The 16,826-nt window shown below is 40.3% G+C and carries 13 protein-coding genes and 1 pseudogene; 11 read left to right on the top strand and 3 right to left on the bottom strand.

All coding sequences use genetic code 11. From position 1 onward, the window contains the following. The first annotated feature begins 266 nt into the window (after positions 1-266). Positions 267-1,292 (top strand): YHYH protein, encoded by a 1,026-nt coding sequence (locus EOK74_RS05130; protein ID WP_239024020.1) that lies wholly within the window; start codon positions 267-269, stop codon positions 1,290-1,292. Positions 1,293-1,407: 115 nt separating this feature from the next. Next, a complete protein-coding gene (locus tag EOK74_RS05125) occupies positions 1,408-1,893 on the top strand; it encodes a hypothetical protein (RefSeq protein WP_133468850.1) in 486 nt (161 codons plus the stop codon). A 116-nt stretch (positions 1,894-2,009) separates the two neighbouring features. Here the strand turns inward: EOK74_RS05125 and EOK74_RS21235 are convergent, their stop codons facing one another. The 3 genes and pseudogenes from EOK74_RS21235 to EOK74_RS20940 form a co-directional block, all read right to left on the bottom strand. Beyond that, complete coding sequence (locus EOK74_RS21235; RefSeq protein WP_338047271.1) at positions 2,010-3,113, bottom strand: methyl-accepting chemotaxis protein; 1,104 nt, start codon at positions 3,111-3,113, stop codon at positions 2,010-2,012. Between the two features lie 30 nt (positions 3,114-3,143). Beyond that, a pseudogene (locus tag EOK74_RS21230) lies at positions 3,144-3,530 on the bottom strand (cache domain-containing protein); the annotation flags it as partial. Positions 3,531-3,542: 12 nt separating this feature from the next. After that, positions 3,543-3,968, bottom strand: a complete 426-nt coding sequence (locus EOK74_RS20940) for a hypothetical protein (protein ID WP_205964522.1) — start codon at positions 3,966-3,968, stop codon at positions 3,543-3,545. An 862-nt stretch (positions 3,969-4,830) separates the two neighbouring features. Here EOK74_RS20940 and katG point away from each other — a divergent pair. From katG to EOK74_RS05075, 9 genes are all read left to right on the top strand, one after another. Further along, the gene (katG, locus tag EOK74_RS05115; protein ID WP_133468849.1) at positions 4,831-6,987 is read left to right on the top strand and encodes a catalase/peroxidase HPI; all 2,157 of its coding nucleotides are present in this window, start codon (positions 4,831-4,833) and stop codon (positions 6,985-6,987) included. 261 nt (positions 6,988-7,248) lie between these two features. After that, entirely contained in the window at positions 7,249-8,046 is a 798-nt protein-coding gene (locus tag EOK74_RS05110) for a substrate-binding periplasmic protein (protein ID WP_133468848.1), read from the top strand. Positions 8,047-8,368: 322 nt separating this feature from the next. Continuing rightward, positions 8,369-9,979 (top strand): catalase, encoded by a 1,611-nt coding sequence (locus tag EOK74_RS05105; protein ID WP_133468847.1) that lies wholly within the window; start codon positions 8,369-8,371, stop codon positions 9,977-9,979. 115 nt (positions 9,980-10,094) lie between these two features. Further along, on the top strand, positions 10,095-10,676 hold the full coding sequence (locus EOK74_RS05100; protein WP_133468846.1) for an ankyrin repeat domain-containing protein: 582 nt from the start codon (positions 10,095-10,097) through the stop codon (positions 10,674-10,676). Positions 10,677-10,745: 69 nt separating this feature from the next. Beyond that, positions 10,746-11,138 (top strand): OsmC family protein, encoded by a 393-nt coding sequence (locus EOK74_RS05095; RefSeq protein ID WP_133468845.1) that lies wholly within the window; start codon positions 10,746-10,748, stop codon positions 11,136-11,138. Between the two features lie 180 nt (positions 11,139-11,318). Further along, on the top strand, positions 11,319-12,344 hold the full coding sequence (locus EOK74_RS05090; protein ID WP_133468844.1) for an HlyD family secretion protein: 1,026 nt from the start codon (positions 11,319-11,321) through the stop codon (positions 12,342-12,344). Positions 12,345-12,358: 14 nt separating this feature from the next. Continuing rightward, the gene (rbbA, locus tag EOK74_RS05085; protein WP_133468843.1) at positions 12,359-15,139 is read left to right on the top strand and encodes a ribosome-associated ATPase/putative transporter RbbA; all 2,781 of its coding nucleotides are present in this window, start codon (positions 12,359-12,361) and stop codon (positions 15,137-15,139) included. Beyond that, positions 15,140-16,267 (top strand): ABC transporter permease, encoded by a 1,128-nt coding sequence (locus EOK74_RS05080; RefSeq protein ID WP_133468842.1) that lies wholly within the window; start codon positions 15,140-15,142, stop codon positions 16,265-16,267. A gap of 290 nt (positions 16,268-16,557) precedes the next feature. Continuing rightward, positions 16,558-16,764: a cold-shock protein gene (locus EOK74_RS05075; protein ID WP_133468841.1), complete on the top strand. Its 207-nt coding sequence runs from the start codon at positions 16,558-16,560 to the stop codon at positions 16,762-16,764. Positions 16,765-16,826: the final 62 nt, after the last annotated feature.

The raw sequence follows: 16,826 nt of genomic DNA, 5'->3' as shown, positions 1-16,826 counted from the left end.
CATCTATAATGTAAAAGGTCATGCTCTACTTTTATTCTGTAAAATAGATAAACACTTTTACACAACGATTAAAGTATTGCCGCTTCCTCATTTTATCCACATTCTTTTATTTTTTATCTTTTAGAGTAAACCTCGATATCGGTTGCTATCAAGTATTCAGTTTTTAATTAGCTGCTATTTTTGCTAGCACCTTTTCATGAAAAAACTACTTATGTGTTTGGTTGTAGTTGTGACTTTAATTCTTGGCGTTGATTGGGGAGAGTGGTGTGAATAATAAAATAATTCGAGTAAGTGCTATTACATTTTGTCTGTTTATGGCGGCCTGTAGCGATAGTAATTCTGACGATTCATCGGTTGTCGAAGACACTGTCGTTGATAGTGGCACTGACGACTCAAGTGTTGACTCTGATGAGCTTGTTTTAGATGTAGACGCTACTTTATTTTTAACCGGCGAAAATGTCAGTATTGATACTGTGTCTTGTTCTTTAAGTGATGGTACAGAAACATTATGTTATGAAATTACCTCTAAACACACAGCAACCGAACATGATATGGGCCCTTGGTGCCCAGAGACCATTTATGACACTGCTGAAAACGGTGGTTTATGGTTTGATAATGGTGAAATAAATGATCTTGATGGTGAGTTTATTTTAAACCTTGCGACTTACTACGACGACCCTGGTTTTAAGATGTATGAAGATGATGGCTCTGTGCGCCGTATGGAAACCGCCGAACAATGTGCCCAAGGTGCCGATCCTAATATTGAAGATGAGTTTACTAATATGTGTGCACAGTGTTTGCCAGAGTGGGTGAGTACTCAGGTGTCTTACTTAATTCCAATTACCCCAAGTAAACAAAGCGAGTCAGTCGTTCTTAGTGATGGGCCAACCTTAGAAGTTCAAGGAGTTGATTATGGCCCAACCGTGCGAGGCCTAGCATTTAATGGCGTGAGGTTTGATCATCCAGCTGACATAGATATTATTCTGGCGGGATATCAAATAGCACCAGTAGATGATGCAGGGGGGCATGTTAACAATAGTTTGGGTTATCACTATCATGGTGATACCGGCATGACGACCCGTATTGAACAGTCTGATGGTCATTCTGCCATGATTGGTTATGCCTTAGATGGCTATGGGTTATACGCGAAGTTAGATGATGAAGATAACGAAGCGACTGACCTAGATGAATGTCGGGGCCATACAGATGATACCCGTGGTTATCATTATCATGTTTTGTCATTGGAAAGTAATGAGTTTCTAGATTGTTTCTATGGAGCTTGGGCTGAATAAAATAGAGTGATGAAACTCTATTTAAATAGTTTTATTCAAGTACAAAACCTAAACCTTACTAGAAAGGTTTAGGTTTTTTTTCAATATCCCGTAAATTAATTGAGGTGTATTTAGTATGAAAAAATTCATACTGTTTATAGTGGTTTTTTGGTTATCATTTAATGTTCAAGCCCACGGTTTTGACTATTCCGTGGTGACGTTTACCGAGCAAGATAACAATACTTGGAGCTTACACATAAAATCGTCATTAGATGCATTTAGAAAAGAGGTGAAAATGCATTTTTCTGATACTCCATACGCCACACCCGAGGAGTTCAATCAGCAAGTTTTGGCCCATTTAAATAAAACACTACAAGTGACTGTAAAAGGTAAAGTTATTCCACTTGGGAAAGGTACAGTTTATCTGGGACACGAGACCTCAGTGCTTTTTACTGAAGTAAAAATACCTGCGAATACTGCTGCAATTAAGTTGGTAAATGGTGCAGTGAAAGATATATATAGGCATACTACAAAGTTATTTGTAGCCCCTCATGGCTTAGCGAAAAGCTCGTATATTTTAAATCAATCAAATCACTTTACTGCCGAGTTTAAGGTTCAGTAAATGTTTACTGTGCTTAAGTCGAACCAAGTAACCATAAATCTTGTTTTTAATCCGTCTAAGCTAACCTTTTGTGACTTACGTAAAGTTTGTTTTAAATTGCCATGTCTCCTTAATCACTAAGACTCATTTGATTTAAAATGAGACACCATGCTTTGTAATTCTGTGGATAATCTATTTAACGTGGTAGCTGATTCGGAAACTTGATTAGACAAAGCGTCTGATTTTACCGTGCCATTATGAATTTGGGTTACGTTGGTATTGATCTCTTCGGCTACATGATGCTGCTTTTCGGCAGATAGACTGATTTCGATCATTTTGCCCTTTATATCTAAAACTGATTTTAAGATGTTCTCGAACACTGCAGATGTTTCAGTTGCTAGGTCTACCGAGCTTTTCGCTACTGCGACGCTATGATTCATCTTGGTTGCGGATGCATTGGTTTTTTGCTGAAAATTATTGAGCATTTTGTCAATTTCATCTGTGGCTTCAGTGGTGCGTCCAGCAAGGGTTCTTACTTCATCAGCAACCACAGCAAAACCTCTGCCTTGCTCTCCTGCTCTTGCTGCTTCAATAGCAGCGTTTAGGGCCAATAAGTTGGTCTGTGCAGCTATTGCTTTAATGGTGTCTAAAATGCCAACTATATTGCTAGATTCTTTTGCTAAGGCTCCCATTGTATCGTTTGACTCGTCTATCTCAACTTGCAAACCTTGCAGCGATGCCATGGTTTGTTTGATTAAGTCGTTACCTTCTTGTACTTGCTCTTCACTATTCTCCGCAGCCTCAGCTGCTGTTGTACAGTTTGTGGCAACTACATTAGATGTTTGAACCATCTCATTAAAAGCAGTTGATACTTGATCAACAGATTTGACTTGATGTGAAACTACTTCACTTAATTCATCAGACAGGGTGTCCGATTGATCTGCAACATCGCTAATTTGAGCACATGATGACTTTGTGTGGCCAATAATACTGTCGATTGATTCAACTAAGTGATTGAAAGCTTGTGCCATTTGCCCTGACTCATCATTGGAGTTTATCGACAATCGTTGGGTTAAGTCTCCCTCACCATGGCTAATATCAGTTAGGCGATTGGCCATAACGTTAATTGGTCGAATGGCGGTACTTGCTAAGAAATAACCAATAACGATAAAGATCGCCACCATGAAAATAGCAATAATGACGGTAGTTATTATAAGTTTGTTCGCGTTGGAAAATACCACTCTACTTGGGACTAACCCTATAAATTTCCAGCCTAAATCAGGTGAGGTATAGACTTTTGCAAGCCATGTTTCGCCTTTTATGCTTAACTCCTGCAAATCTGATTTATCACTTAACATACGGTAAGGCTTGGAAGCTTCAGACAGAGGTTTAAAGTTGTTGTTCGGGTCTGATGGGGCGGCCAATACCGCGCCGGTATCTTCAACCATAACAACATAGCCTTCACCGCCAAACTTCATGCCTTTTAACACTTCAGTTAGCTTAGCTAAAGATACATCAACTCCTACAACTCCATGAAAACCATTTTTACCGTCAAACCTTTGAACATAATCTAATAAAGGCGCGCCATTCGATGCATCAGCATAGGCAGGAATGCGTACCGATTTTTGACTATTTACGGCCTTAGTGTACCAACCACGCTCTCTAGGGTCTTAGTTAGCCGTGCCAACAGAAGGAGGCCATTGCAAATATCCACCATCGTTGCTGCCTAACCATATATAGGCCAGCTCTGGATGTGACTTACCAAAATCATCCATCATGGCAAACGCTATTTGCTCGGCAGGCGAGTTTTTATCAGGAGTCATCATGTACGACGGTTGGTCGGTATAAATTTTAATGTCTCCAGGCTTAAGATTTGTGAGGGCATTTGCTCTGGCAAAAAATGCTGCGTTTTCAGCTAACCCATTAAGAAAATGGGAAAACATAGTATCTACTAACCCAATTTCGTGGGTGCTTTTTTGTTCAAAAGCTAGCAAAGCATTTGAGCGTACATTGTTGATAATTACTAAGGATATTATTAGCAAAGGAAGAACTACACTGACTGCGATCAGAGCAATTATTTTAGATTTTATTGTCATAGTTATTTTAATCTAATGTTAATAAAAAACAGTAAGTTGGAAGTTTTTTGTAAAACCCAAAAGAGCATTAGTTTTGTACACTTACTGATTGAATAATACAACCAAGGTCTAATGATGCTGGTGAGAAATAGACATGTTTATGTCGTTATTAGATGTCCTAATTGGATTTGCTAGGTCTGAGTATTTTTTTCAAGCAACAAAAGATTAATTGCAACGCTCCTTTGTAATTTAACTATGATTTTTGGAACAAGGGATTAGTAGTAATTGAAGGGGGGTAAGAATACCCACTTCCTTAGTTGTGTGTATCGCTTGATGAATAAATTTACTTTGTATTATTACGCTGGGTTCGCCCTGTTAGTATTCATCTAAACGTATTTAGCTAAGGGGGACGCTAGAATTTAGGCTGTTGAATAGGCGTTCAGTACAAGTGATTGTTACATCATGGTAAGCCCCGTGTCACTTTTACAAAGACTTTATAAGCCATAAACAGTAATTTTTGAAATCCGAGTGTAACTATGTAAATAGCAATATTGGGGGTATGGGTCGCCCAGAGTAAGCTTTATAAGTTGCGTGTTTGTTTGCATTGGCTGTAAGTCCGCTGGCAATAATAGCTTCGAAACTAATAACTTGCATAACAACAGAATTGTTAACCTTATGCTATACCTTATTAGCAATTTAACAGTAGCATCTTCATCAATACGTTAAACACCTATTTAATAGTTAAAATCTATTAAAGTAATCTAAATTAATTGTTTTAAATGATTGAAGTTGTCGTTAATAATGACCACATAGACACTTACAATTAATTAATTAATTAATTAATTAATTAATTCATTTCATTAAAGAAGTAGGAGATTTAGATATGTCACAGAGCAAATGTCCAGTTATGCATGGTGGTGCAACTGCAAGTAATATGTCAGTAATGGAGTGGTGGCCAAAAGCCCTCAACCTAGATATCTTGCATCAGCATGATACAAAGACCAACCCTTTGGGAGATAGTTTCGATTATAGAGAAGCTATTAAAGCACTAAACGTTGACGAACTGAAAAAAGACCTGCATGCAATGATGACAGATAGCCAAAAATGGTGGCCAGCAGATTGGGGTCATTATGGAGGCTTGATGATAAGAATGACTTGGCATGCCGCTGGAACTTACCGCATAGCCGACGGTCGTGGAGGTGCTGCTACTGGTAATCAGCGTTTTGCACCATTAAATTCTTGGCCTGACAATGCTAATTTGGATAAAGCTCGTCGTTTACTTTGGCCCATTAAGAAAAAATATGGCAACAAACTAAGCTGGGCTGATTTAATTGCCTATGCAGGTACCATCGCCTATGAATCTATGGGATTAAAAACCTTTGGGTTTGCATTTGGTCGTGAAGATATTTGGCACCCAGAAAAAGATATTTATTGGGGAGCTGAAAAAGAATGGCTAGCCCCAAGCGGTGGCGAAGGTTCTCGTTACTCTGGTGAGCGAGACTTAGAGAATCCTTTGGCTGCAGTTATGATGGGCCTTATTTACGTAAACCCTGAAGGGGTAGATGGTAATCCTGACCCACTTAAAACGGCTCAAGATATGCGTGTGACGTTCGAGCGTATGGCAATGGACGATGAAGAAACTGTGGCACTAACCGCTGGTGGACACACTGTAGGTAAAACCCACGGAAACGGTGATGCTGCTTTACTTGAAGCTGATCCAGAAGGCGCTGGCTTAGAAGAGCAAGGCTTTGGATGGATGAATAATACCAAACGGGGTATTGGCAGAAATACAGTCACAAGTGGTATTGAAGGAGCGTGGACCACACACCCAACCAAATGGGACAATGGTTTTTTCAAGTTATTGCTGAATCACGAATGGGAACTGACAAAAAGCCCTGCAGGGGCTTGGCAGTGGGAGCCTATCGACATTGCAGAAGCAGATAAGCCTGTTGATGTTGAAGATTTAACAACGCGTTTGAACCCGATTATGACAGATGCCGATATGGCTCTGAAAATGGATCCTACTTACCGAGAAATTTCAGAAAAATTCAGTAAAGATCAAGCTTATTTTTCAGAAGTATTTGCTCGCGCATGGTTTAAGTTAACCCACAGAGACTTAGGGCCGAAAGCACGTTACTTTGGGCCTGATGTACCCAGTGAAGATTTGATTTGGCAAGACCCTGTCCCAGCTGGTGCAACTGACTATGATATCGACTCTGTAAGGGCAAAAATAATCGAAAGTGATTTAAGTGCTAACGATTTGGTGTCTACTGCTTGGGACAGTGCCAGGACTTACAGAGATTCAGACAAACGTGGCGGTGCAAACGGTGCTCGTATCCGACTTGCCCCCCTAAAAGATTGGGAAGGAAACGAACCTGCACGCTTAGCCAATGTGCTTAGGGTGTTAGAAGGTATTGCCATTGAAACAGGTGCAAGTGTTGCTGATGTCATAGTTATTGCCGGTAATATTGGTGTTGAGCATGCCGCTAGAGCTGCGGGGTTCGATGTGCGTGTGCCATTTTCACCGGGCCGAGGTGATGCAAGTCTTGAAATGACTGACGTAGAGGCATTTGAAGTGTTAGAGCCTGTACATGACGGTTTCCGTAACTTCTTAAAAGCAAATTACGTAGTGACGCCTGAGGAACTATTACTCGATAGAAGTCAGTTGATGGGGTTAACCGCACCAGAAATGACAGTGTTAGTGGGAGGAATGCGAGTTATAGGTACAAACTTTAATGGCACCAAGCATGGTGTGTTTACTGACAATGAAGGTGCTTTAACCAACGACTTCTTCGTAAACCTTACCGATATGAATTACAGTTGGAAACCAACTGGTAAAAATTCATATGATATTTGTGACCGAGAAACAGATGCAGTGAAATGGACAGCGACGAGAGTTGACTTAGTCTTTGGCTCAAACTCAATTTTACGTTCATATGCAGAAGTGTATGCGCAAGATGATAGCAAAGAGAAGTTTGTAAAAGACTTTGTTGCAGCTTGGGTAAAAGTTATGAATGCAGATAGGTTTGATGTTGCATAATTTTTATTAGTCAAAAAATACAGCTCCGAGCGTAAGCATCGGGGTTTTTTTTTGTGTTTTTTAATATGAGCTGAAATAAAGTTTGGCTAAAAGTGGGAGGGGGTGTTTCTAATACAGTCCCACTTATGTCACCTAATAAGTGGGTATATTTAATATTATCTTTTGTTCTGGAGTTTTTATTGTAAAATCATAGGCTTGTGGCTAGTTTTGCATAAGTATGCAGTGTTCGGTCTATCGCTCCAAGAAAGTAGATGGTGTTAAATGTTTAAAGTACCCCGTTACGTTTATTCAATAATGTTAGGCTGTATGCTAATGATAGGTTTACCGTTGACGGCTTGTGAGCTGGTGATAAAGGCTGTTAGTAGTGATGATTGGCCTCCATATTTTTATAAAGCCTACGGTAAAGAAGCTGGCTTAGAAGTTGATATATTACATACAGTGTTAGAAAAAACACCTTACTGTATAGAATTTGTGGCTATGCCCTCTTTAAGCCGAGCTGTTGAAGAATTAAAACGTAATCGAGTAGACCTACTTGTTGCTTCAAGTTTTAATCAAGACAGAGCGAATTTTTCGCAGTTTAGTCAATCGTATCGTGATGAAAAAATGGTTATGTTTGAAAATAAACATAACAAAACACTTTCTCAACCCCTAGCCACCACTGCAAATTATAAAGATTATATCAACCAAGAAAATATTTTTATAGCTGTACACCGGGGAAGTCATTACGGTAAAGAATTTGATCAGTTTTTAGGTAATTTTAAAGGTAATACAATTAGTACTACCTTTGCTAAACAGCGTTTCGATTTGCTTAAGAAAGGCAGGGTAGACTTTGCTATTGAAGATGAGTTGGCTGGCGTTTTTTTGATGGCAGATGCGAATTATTATGAACATATAGTTAATACTCAAATAGTTGTATTTAATGAGCCTGTATATTACATGTTGAGGAAAGGGTTAATGAATGAGCAACAATTGGAGGTATTCAATCTAGCTATCAAGGATAGCTTGCAACAAATTCAAGACTTAATTCAAGAGTATTCTAATTACAAACCGAAACTCTAACTTTTCCCAGATTTAATTAGGTTACAAAGTTATATCTACTGCCCTTTATTTAAATACATTTTCAAAACTTACCCCTTGCTTCACAAATCTAGAACATCACCTTCGATTTAATTCAATTTATTAGTATCACCTTTCTCATCATAATTCTTTCAAGCCACAGGATAGGCCGCAAAAATTACAACTAGATTAGCGAAAAATTCGAATTGTGAAATGTTTGCGACACACCACAAAGTGAATTGTCGCAACTTAAAATGAAAGACACGGCTTAAGGTTATTGACACAAATGACCCTAAGCAACATAAGACTAAATTGGAGACTTATTATGAAAATCAAAGCGTCAATTATGATTGCAGCAACGCTTTTTAGCGTAGCGACTCTGTCGAGCGCTGATACGCTTACACGCCAGAATGGTGCGCCAGTGGGCGATAATCAAAATTCACAAACTGCAGGCCCCTGGGGACCTGTATTATTACAAGACAGTCATTTAATTGAAAAATTAGCTGCCTTTGATCGTGAACGTGTTCCAGAGCGTGTGGTTCATGCTCGTGGTACGGGTGTGCATGGCTACTATGAAAACTATGTTGATTTATCTGACATTACAGTTGCTGCGCCTTTTCAAGGCGAGAACAAAAAGACAGATGTTTTCGTACGTTTTTCAGCGGTAATACACGGTCACCAGTCACCAGAAACTTTACGTGACCCTCGTGGTTTTGCGGTTAAGTTTTATACAGAACAAGGTAACTGGGATTTAGTGGGTAATAACTTCCCGATTTTCTTCATTCGAGATGCAATTAAGTTTCCGGACATGGTTCACAGCTTAAAACCATCACCTGTGACGAATGCGCAAAGTGCGGCTCGTTTGTTTGACTTTTTCTCTCACGTTCCAGAATCAACTCACATGTTGACGCACTTGTTCTCTGATATGGGAACACCAAAAAGCTACTTAAATATGGATGGTTCTAGTGTTCATGCCTTCAAATTTGTAAATGAAAAGGGTCAAGTAAAATACTTCAAGCTAACTTGGAAAACTAACCAAGGTGAGAAAAATTTCACTGCTGCAGAAGCACAAGCTATGCAGGGTAAAGATTTCCAACCTATGACTACTGATATTTACACTCGTATCGGTGAAAAAGGTGAGACAGCGTCATGGGATTTATACTTACAAACCATGGATCCTGAGCAACTTGATGACTTTGATTTCAACCCGTTAGATACCACTAAAATCTGGCCTGTATCTTTAGTTCCGGCTAAGAAAATTGGTAAGTTAACCCTTAATCGTGTACCCAATAACTTCTTTGAAGAAACTGAACAAGCTGCATTTGCACCTAGCAACTTGATCCCAGGTATCGAGCCATCTGAAGACAGAATGCTACAAGGCCGTTTATTCTCATATGCTGATACCCAGCGTTACAGAATTGGCGTGAATGCTTACCGCATTCCAATTAACGCGCCGCGTAATGCAAAAATTGATAACCACGAGCAACACGGTAAATTACGTACAACTAGTAGCGCTCGTGATGTGAACTATCAACCAAGCCGTCGTGTAGCTTTAGATGATGACAACCAGTACAAATATGCTCAAACGCCTTTGTCTGGTACAACGCAACAAGCTCCTTTTTACAAGCAGCGTAACTTTGCACAAGCAGGTGAGAAATTCCGCTCATTCACAAAAGTTGAGCAGCAGCATTTAATTGAAAACTTAGGAACAACACTAGCAGGTGTACCTGAAGAAGAAATCCGCGTCATTATCAGTGCCTATATGTATAACGCTGATAAAAACTACGGTAAAGGTGTTGCTAAGCTTGCGAATGCACCATTAAGCAAAGTAAAAGTCACAGCTAAGCAATTAATGGATGTACAAGCTGAGCGTGAAAAGCGCGCTAAGAAAGTTGCAGAGGGTTTCAGCCGTATTTCTTACAAAGCTGATTTATAACTCAAGTATGTCGCCTGCCACGTTTTAAATAACACTGTGGCAGGAAACAATTTAACGTTAAGGTGTGCAGTGGTTAAGTCATCGCATGCCTTCTTTATTTAAAGAGGACGCAATCATGAAGACAGTTTTTCAACTATCCATTAAAAGCATGATGACACTAATTGTGCTTACTTTGGCATTTTCAGGCCAAGCAGAGCCTGTTGATAGTGAGCAATTAAAAACCATCTACTTTGATGCCGCTAGAAAAGGCGACGTATCAACACTAACTGCTTATTACGCTGCAGGGTTAAGCCCAAATGTTGCAGATAAAAAAGGCTATACAGCTCTGATTTTAGCTGCTTATCACGGTGAAACAGATGTCGTTAATTATTTGATTAATGAGGCTAATGCTAACGCTTGTCAAGAAGATAACTCTGGAAACACCGCGTTAATGGGGGCAATTTTTAAAGGCAACTTTGGCGCGATAAAAGCGTTAATTGGTGCTGATTGTGATATTGACCAAACCAATGAAAACGGTCAAACCGCGGCAATGTTCGCAACACTTTTTAATCGCACAGAAACGATTACTGCTCTAACAGAAGCGGGCGCTGATTTAGGGGCTAAAGATAGCTCAGGAAATAGCCTAGTGGATATAGCACTTAGCCAAGGTAACTATGAATTAGCCGAGCACTTAGTTGAAAAAACACAGGGTGAGTAATCTAGTTTATTGTTTTTGGCTCTGACGTATACTAAAAGACCAGCTTAATTTTTATTGTAAAGGTGAGTTATGAAAATTGAAATTGATTTACTTGAAGGTCAAAAAATTCAGGCAAGTTTTGGTAAACATCAAATTATTAGTGATCAAAGTTTCAGCGCAGGCGGTGATGAGTCTCATCCTGAGCCCTTCGATTACTTTCTTGCAAGTATGCCGCTTTGCGCCGCTTTTTATATACGAAAGTTTTGTGAGTCAAGAGATATCAGTACCGAGGGCATAACCCTCACCCAAGACAATAGTAATATTGGCGAAGATAAATATCATAAGCGTTTTAGTATCGATGTGACCGTTCCTGATAGCTTTCCTCAGAAATATAAAAAAGCGTTATTGGCCGCCGCTAACACATGCACGGTTAAAAAAGTGATTCAAACCATGCCTGAATTTGAGATTAAAATTGCAGAGTAATTAAGAACTTGGTTCAGCTTGCTGTGACCTTAAAGAACCGATTATTCGTTATATTACAGGCAAGGCCTGGCAACTACTTAAGGCAAGTCATACCAATAAGCTTTTGATTGACTCACATCAATGATTTTTTCTTTACCTTAGTCATAATACTTTTCAGGTATTACTGGAGAGTTTTATATTATGGCGACAGGCTTAAAAAAATTATTGGTGGCCGTAATCGTCACTGGTGTTGCCATTGTGGTGTGGCAAGTTTGGCAAGAGATGCAAGAACCAAGTGTGCCAGATGGCATTGCATTTGGTAATGGTCGAATAGAAGCGGTACAAACCGATATTTCAACTAAAATTGCTGGGCGAGTCGATGCTATTTTGGTCCAAGAAGGCGATTTAGTAGAAGCTGGCCAAATAGTTGCGAGCATAGAAACCAGTCAATTGCGGGCCAAGTTACTTCAAGCTCAGGCCGCCGTCGCAAGTGCCGAGAGTTTGGTCGCATCCGCTCAGGCAGCCATAGCACAAAGCCAGGCCCAGCAGGTATTGGCCGAGCAAGAGCTGACCCGTTCTAAAGAGTTAATCAAAAAACAATTAACCAGTACCGAAGAATACGACACTAAAGTAAGCCAACTGGCCGTGGCAAAAGCCAATGTGGCCGCCGCCGAAGCAATGTTAGAGTCTAGGTTGCGTAATGTGGATGCATCAGAAGCTACTGTACTCGAAATTCAGACACAGATAGACGACTCCACTCTCGTGTCGCCTAGCAAAGGGCGTGTTTTATACCGTCTCACAGAGCCAAGTGAAGTGTTGGGCAGTGGTGGTAAGGTACTAACATTATTGAATTTGACTGATATATACATGGAGGTGTATTTACCTACCTCTGTGGTACAGCGTATTTCAATAGGCGCGCCAGCACGTATTCAACTAGATTTCATGGACACTATCATTCCTGCCAACGTGAGTTTTGTCTCTCCTGAATCTCAATTTACACCTAAGTCTGTTGAAACTGCTACCGAGCGAGAAAAATTGATGTTTCGCGTTAAGGTGAGGGTACCTCAAGCTTTAGTGCAACAACATATTGAACTTGTGAAAACTGGCGTAAGAGGTGTGGCATATATTCAATTGAGCCCTGTTGCGGAAGACTCAGTTACTCCTTGGCCTGAATTTCTACAAAACTTGCCGTCAGGATATCTCTCAACTACAGATACAACACAATAGGGTAACGACAGCATATGGCTGATGACAAGCAACCTCTTGTGTGTATTAAAGGCCTTTCTCATGTTTATAAGAAGGTTCAGGCTCTTGATGACATTAGCTTATCTATACCAAGAGGGTTAATGATAGGTTTACTTGGGCCTGATGGTGTAGGTAAGTCTACCTTGCTTGGCCTTATCTCTGGCGCTCGTAAGCTTCAAAAAGGTAGCTTAGAGGTTTTGGGCGGAGACATGGCATCGCTGAAACATCGAGAGCACGTGAGGCCTAAAATTTCCTATATGCCTCAAGGGTTAGGTAAAAACCTGTATGCAGACCTCAGTGTAAATGAAAACCTCGATTTTTTTGGAAAACTGTTTGGTCAAAATTCACAAGAACGTAAAGAGCGAATTGAACGTCTAACTAAAGCCACGGGTTTGTATCCTTTTTTACCACGCCCAGCGGGCAAGCTATCCGGGGGCATGAAACAAAAACTTGGTTTATGTTGTTCACTTATCCACGACCCTGATTTACTTATTTTAGATGAGCCTACCACTGGGGTTGACCCATTATCACGCCGTCAATTCTGGCAATTAATTGATTCTATCCGTCAAGAAAAACCCAATTTAAGTGTGATTGTATCAACTGCTTACATGGATGAAGCTGACGGTTTTGATTGGTTAGTGGCTATGGATGCAGGGCAAGTTTTAGATACAGGTAGCCCCCAGGAATTAAAAACCAAAACTGCCACAGATAACCTTGAAAGTGCCTTTGTTAAGCTTTTACCTAAAAGTAAGCGTGGTGATAGTCATTCATTAACTATTCCGCCATTAGCAAAAAGTAATGGGGTTCCAGCCATAGTTGCCAAAGGAATGACTCGGCGTTTTGACGAATTTATTGCTGTGAATAATGTAAGTTTTGAAATACAAGCAGGTGAAATATTTGGATTTTTAGGGTCTAACGGTTGCGGTAAAACAACCACAATGAAAATGCTAACTGGTTTGTTACCTTTGTCTGAGGGGGAGGCTAAGTTATTTGGTAAGCCATTAGATGCGAATGATTTAGAAACCCGTAAACGTGTTGGGTTTATGACCCAAGCATTCTCTTTATACGGAGAACTTACTATTAAACAAAACCTAGAGTTACATGGGCGTTTGTTTCATATGAGTTCTCAAAAGTGCCAAGAACGTATAGCAAGTTTAGTTGAACGATTTGACTTAAAGGCGCAAATAGATGAAAAGGCAGATGCGCTGCCTTTAGGTATACGGCAACGTTTATCATTAGCAGTCGCTGTGATCCACGAGCCAGAAATGTTAATTCTTGATGAGCCTACCTCGGGTGTTGACCCTGTGGCTCGTGACGGTTTTTGGGAATTACTTATCGAGCTGTCTCGTAAAGATAAGGTCACCATTTTCATCTCGACCCATTTTATGAATGAGGCAATGCGCTGTGATCGTATTTCGTTAATGCATGCAGGTCAGGTACTGGTCTACGATACACCGCAACAAATTATTGAAACGAAACAAGCGGATTCATTAGAGCAGGCCTTTATTCATTACTTAGAAGATGCCAGCCAAGTCCAACAACAAAAGCCAGAAAAGCAGGAGACAACTACAGCCTCTAAACCTGAAGATATAGAGCCAGTAATTAACTCAAACCTGGCCACACTTTCGTCACCTAAAGAGGCTGTGCAAGGTTTTAGTTTGACTCGTCTTTTGGCTTATAGTTATTTAGAGGTGATGGAAGTGATGCGAGACCCTGTGCGTATCGCCTTTGCCTTTTTCGGAAGTGCTATTTTATTACTCGTTGTAGCCTATGGTATTTCATTAGATGTAGAAGACCTGAGGTTTGCTGCATTAGATAATGACCAATCCCCTGAGAGTCGCCAGTATTTAAGTCACTTTTCTGGTTCGTATTATTTTTTGGAACAAGATGAATTACATAGTGTCGATGAGGTTGAGCGCCGCTTAAAAGCCAATGACATTTCCTTGGCCATTGAGATACCGTCGGGCTTTGGGCGAGACTTAAAAAATGGCCATACGCCTGTCGTGTCCGTTTGGATAGATGGAGCCAATACCTTACGTTCTGGCACCATTGAAGGCTATGTGGAAGGAAGTCATGCCAGATATTTAACGCAGCTTGCAACTGATGCTGGTATTGATGCAAGTGCAGCCCTGAAGGTTTCATTACAGCCTCGTTTTGTTTACAACCCTTCTTTTGAGTCTATTTATTCTTTTGGCCCCAAAACCCCAGCTTTATTGCTATTAATGTTTCCAGCTATTTTGATGGCAGTGAGTATTGCCAGAGAAAAAGAAATTGGCACCATTACTAATTTTTATGTGGCGCCAACTCGACCTTTAGAGTTTTTGTTAGGTAAGCAGTTACCCTATCTGGGTATAGGTTTGGCTAATTTCTTTATTTTAACTTTGTTAGTGGTGTTTGTATTGCAGGTGCCTATCAAAGGCAGCTTAGTCGGTTTGACGTTAGGGGCTTTTTTGTATGTATTTGCTGCTACTGGCTTTGGGTTGTTAATGTCTTCAATCACTAAGTCGCAAGTGGCTGCCGTATTTGCGACAACCATCCTCACCGCTATGCCGACTATCTCTTTCTCTGGATTATTACAGCCTATTTCTACATTAGAGGGAGGGGCTTACTTTATAGGTACAATTTGGCCTGCGACTTACTATTTACATTTAAGTGTGGCGGCTTTCACTAAAGGCTTAAGCTTTTATGAGTTGAGCTACGACTTAATCATTCTCGCCATTATGGGGCCTATCTTAGTCACAATAGCCACCATGTTTTTAAAGAAGCAGGAGGCTTAAATGTTAAAAACGTGGTTGAACATTTTTTGGTTAGGTACCAAAGAGCTGCGCAGTATCATGAGTGATAAAGGCATGGTGATTTTGATTATTTACTCATTTACCTTAGCCATTTATGGTCAAGCTACTGCGACCAGTGAAACCGTCAATAATGCTTCGATTGCTATTGTAGATGAAGATCATTCTGCTTTGTCAGGCATTATTGCTAATGCCCTGTATCCGCCTTATTTTAACGTGCCTGAGTTGATATCAGCGGATCAAGTCAATGCTGCAATGGACCAAAGTCAATTTATGTTTGTGGTTGAAATCCCCCCAAACTTTGAACGTGATATTCGTGAAGGGCGCCAGCCAAAGGTACAAATTAATGTGGATGCAACCGCTGTTTCACAGGCCAGTCTTGGTAGCAGTTATATTCAAAGTATTGTGACCAAAGAAGTGAATCTATTCGTTAATCGCACAGATAACAGCGCCCAAAGTTCGGTAGAATTAGTTAAGCGGTTTGCCTTTAACCCGAATGCGACCGGCATGTGGTTTGGGGCTATTAATGCCTTGATTAATCAAATATCTATCATCACCATTATTTTAACTGGTTCTGCATTGTTGCGTGAGCGAGAGCACGGCACCATAGAGCATTTAATGGTGATGCCTTTAACCGCGTTTCAAATTGTTATGGCTAAAGTATGGGCTAATGGCCTGGTTATTCTAATAGCTTACAGGGTCTCCTTGTACTTTATTGTTGGATGGGCACTTGATGTGCCTTTGGCGGGCTCGAGCCTATTGCTGCTGATAGGTACCTCTTTATATTTATTTGCGGCTGCCGCTATTGGTATATTTTTAGGGACCATAGCCAGTACCATGGCGCAATTTGGTTTGTTGGTTATGATGGTAATCATACCTTTGATGACCTTATCGGGAGGAATGTCGCCCATTGAAAGCCAGCCCCAATTAATCCAACCGGTCACCTGGTTTCTCCCGTCACGACATTTCGTTTCGTTTTCTCAAGCGGTTGTGTTTCGTGGTGCCGACTTCAGTATTATCTGGCCGCAGTTGGTGACTATGGTGGGTCTAGGGGGCTTATTTTTTGGGGGAAGCCTGCTGCTGTTTCGACGCTCTCTAGCAACCAGCAGTTGAACGACACCTTTTGAGCGATATCTTGGCTGATTCTTGTTTATTTGATGTATTTCTTAGTTAGTTTGCCTTGAATGACGAGTTATCCTGTTAGCTGCGTACTTAATCTGTTAGTCTCTTCGCACTTGAACGGACATTTAGTGATGTATTTCCTAAATTTGTAACCACTGGGTCTTAAAAAATAAAGATTTGGCTAAGTTATAAAGTCTGTTATTTGTGATTCAAAAAACTGAGCTCGTAATGGTGATAACGAGTTTAGTCATTAAAATTCACCGATTAAAGAAGAAATTAATATGAGTAAAGGTACAGTTAAGTGGTTTAACGCTGACAAAGGTTTTGGTTTTATAACTCCAGAAGATGGCGGCAAAGATTTGTTCGTACATCATTCAGAGATCCAAGCTGGTGGCGGATACGCTACTTTAGCCGATGGTCAAGCTGTTGAGTTTGAAGTTGGCCAAGGTCAAAAAGGTCCATGCGCTAACAAAGTTATCGCCCTTTAAGTTAAATCTACATAACAAGATACTTAACCTGAAATTGGTTATTTAAGTGTTAAAGCTTAAAA

This window comes from Paraglaciecola marina, from assembly GCF_004360155.1.
GTDB classification, from domain to species: Bacteria; Pseudomonadota; Gammaproteobacteria; order Enterobacterales; family Alteromonadaceae; genus Paraglaciecola; species Paraglaciecola marina.
Note: the sequence above shows the minus strand (reverse complement) of the source record. Positions and strands in the feature narration are given on the sequence as shown.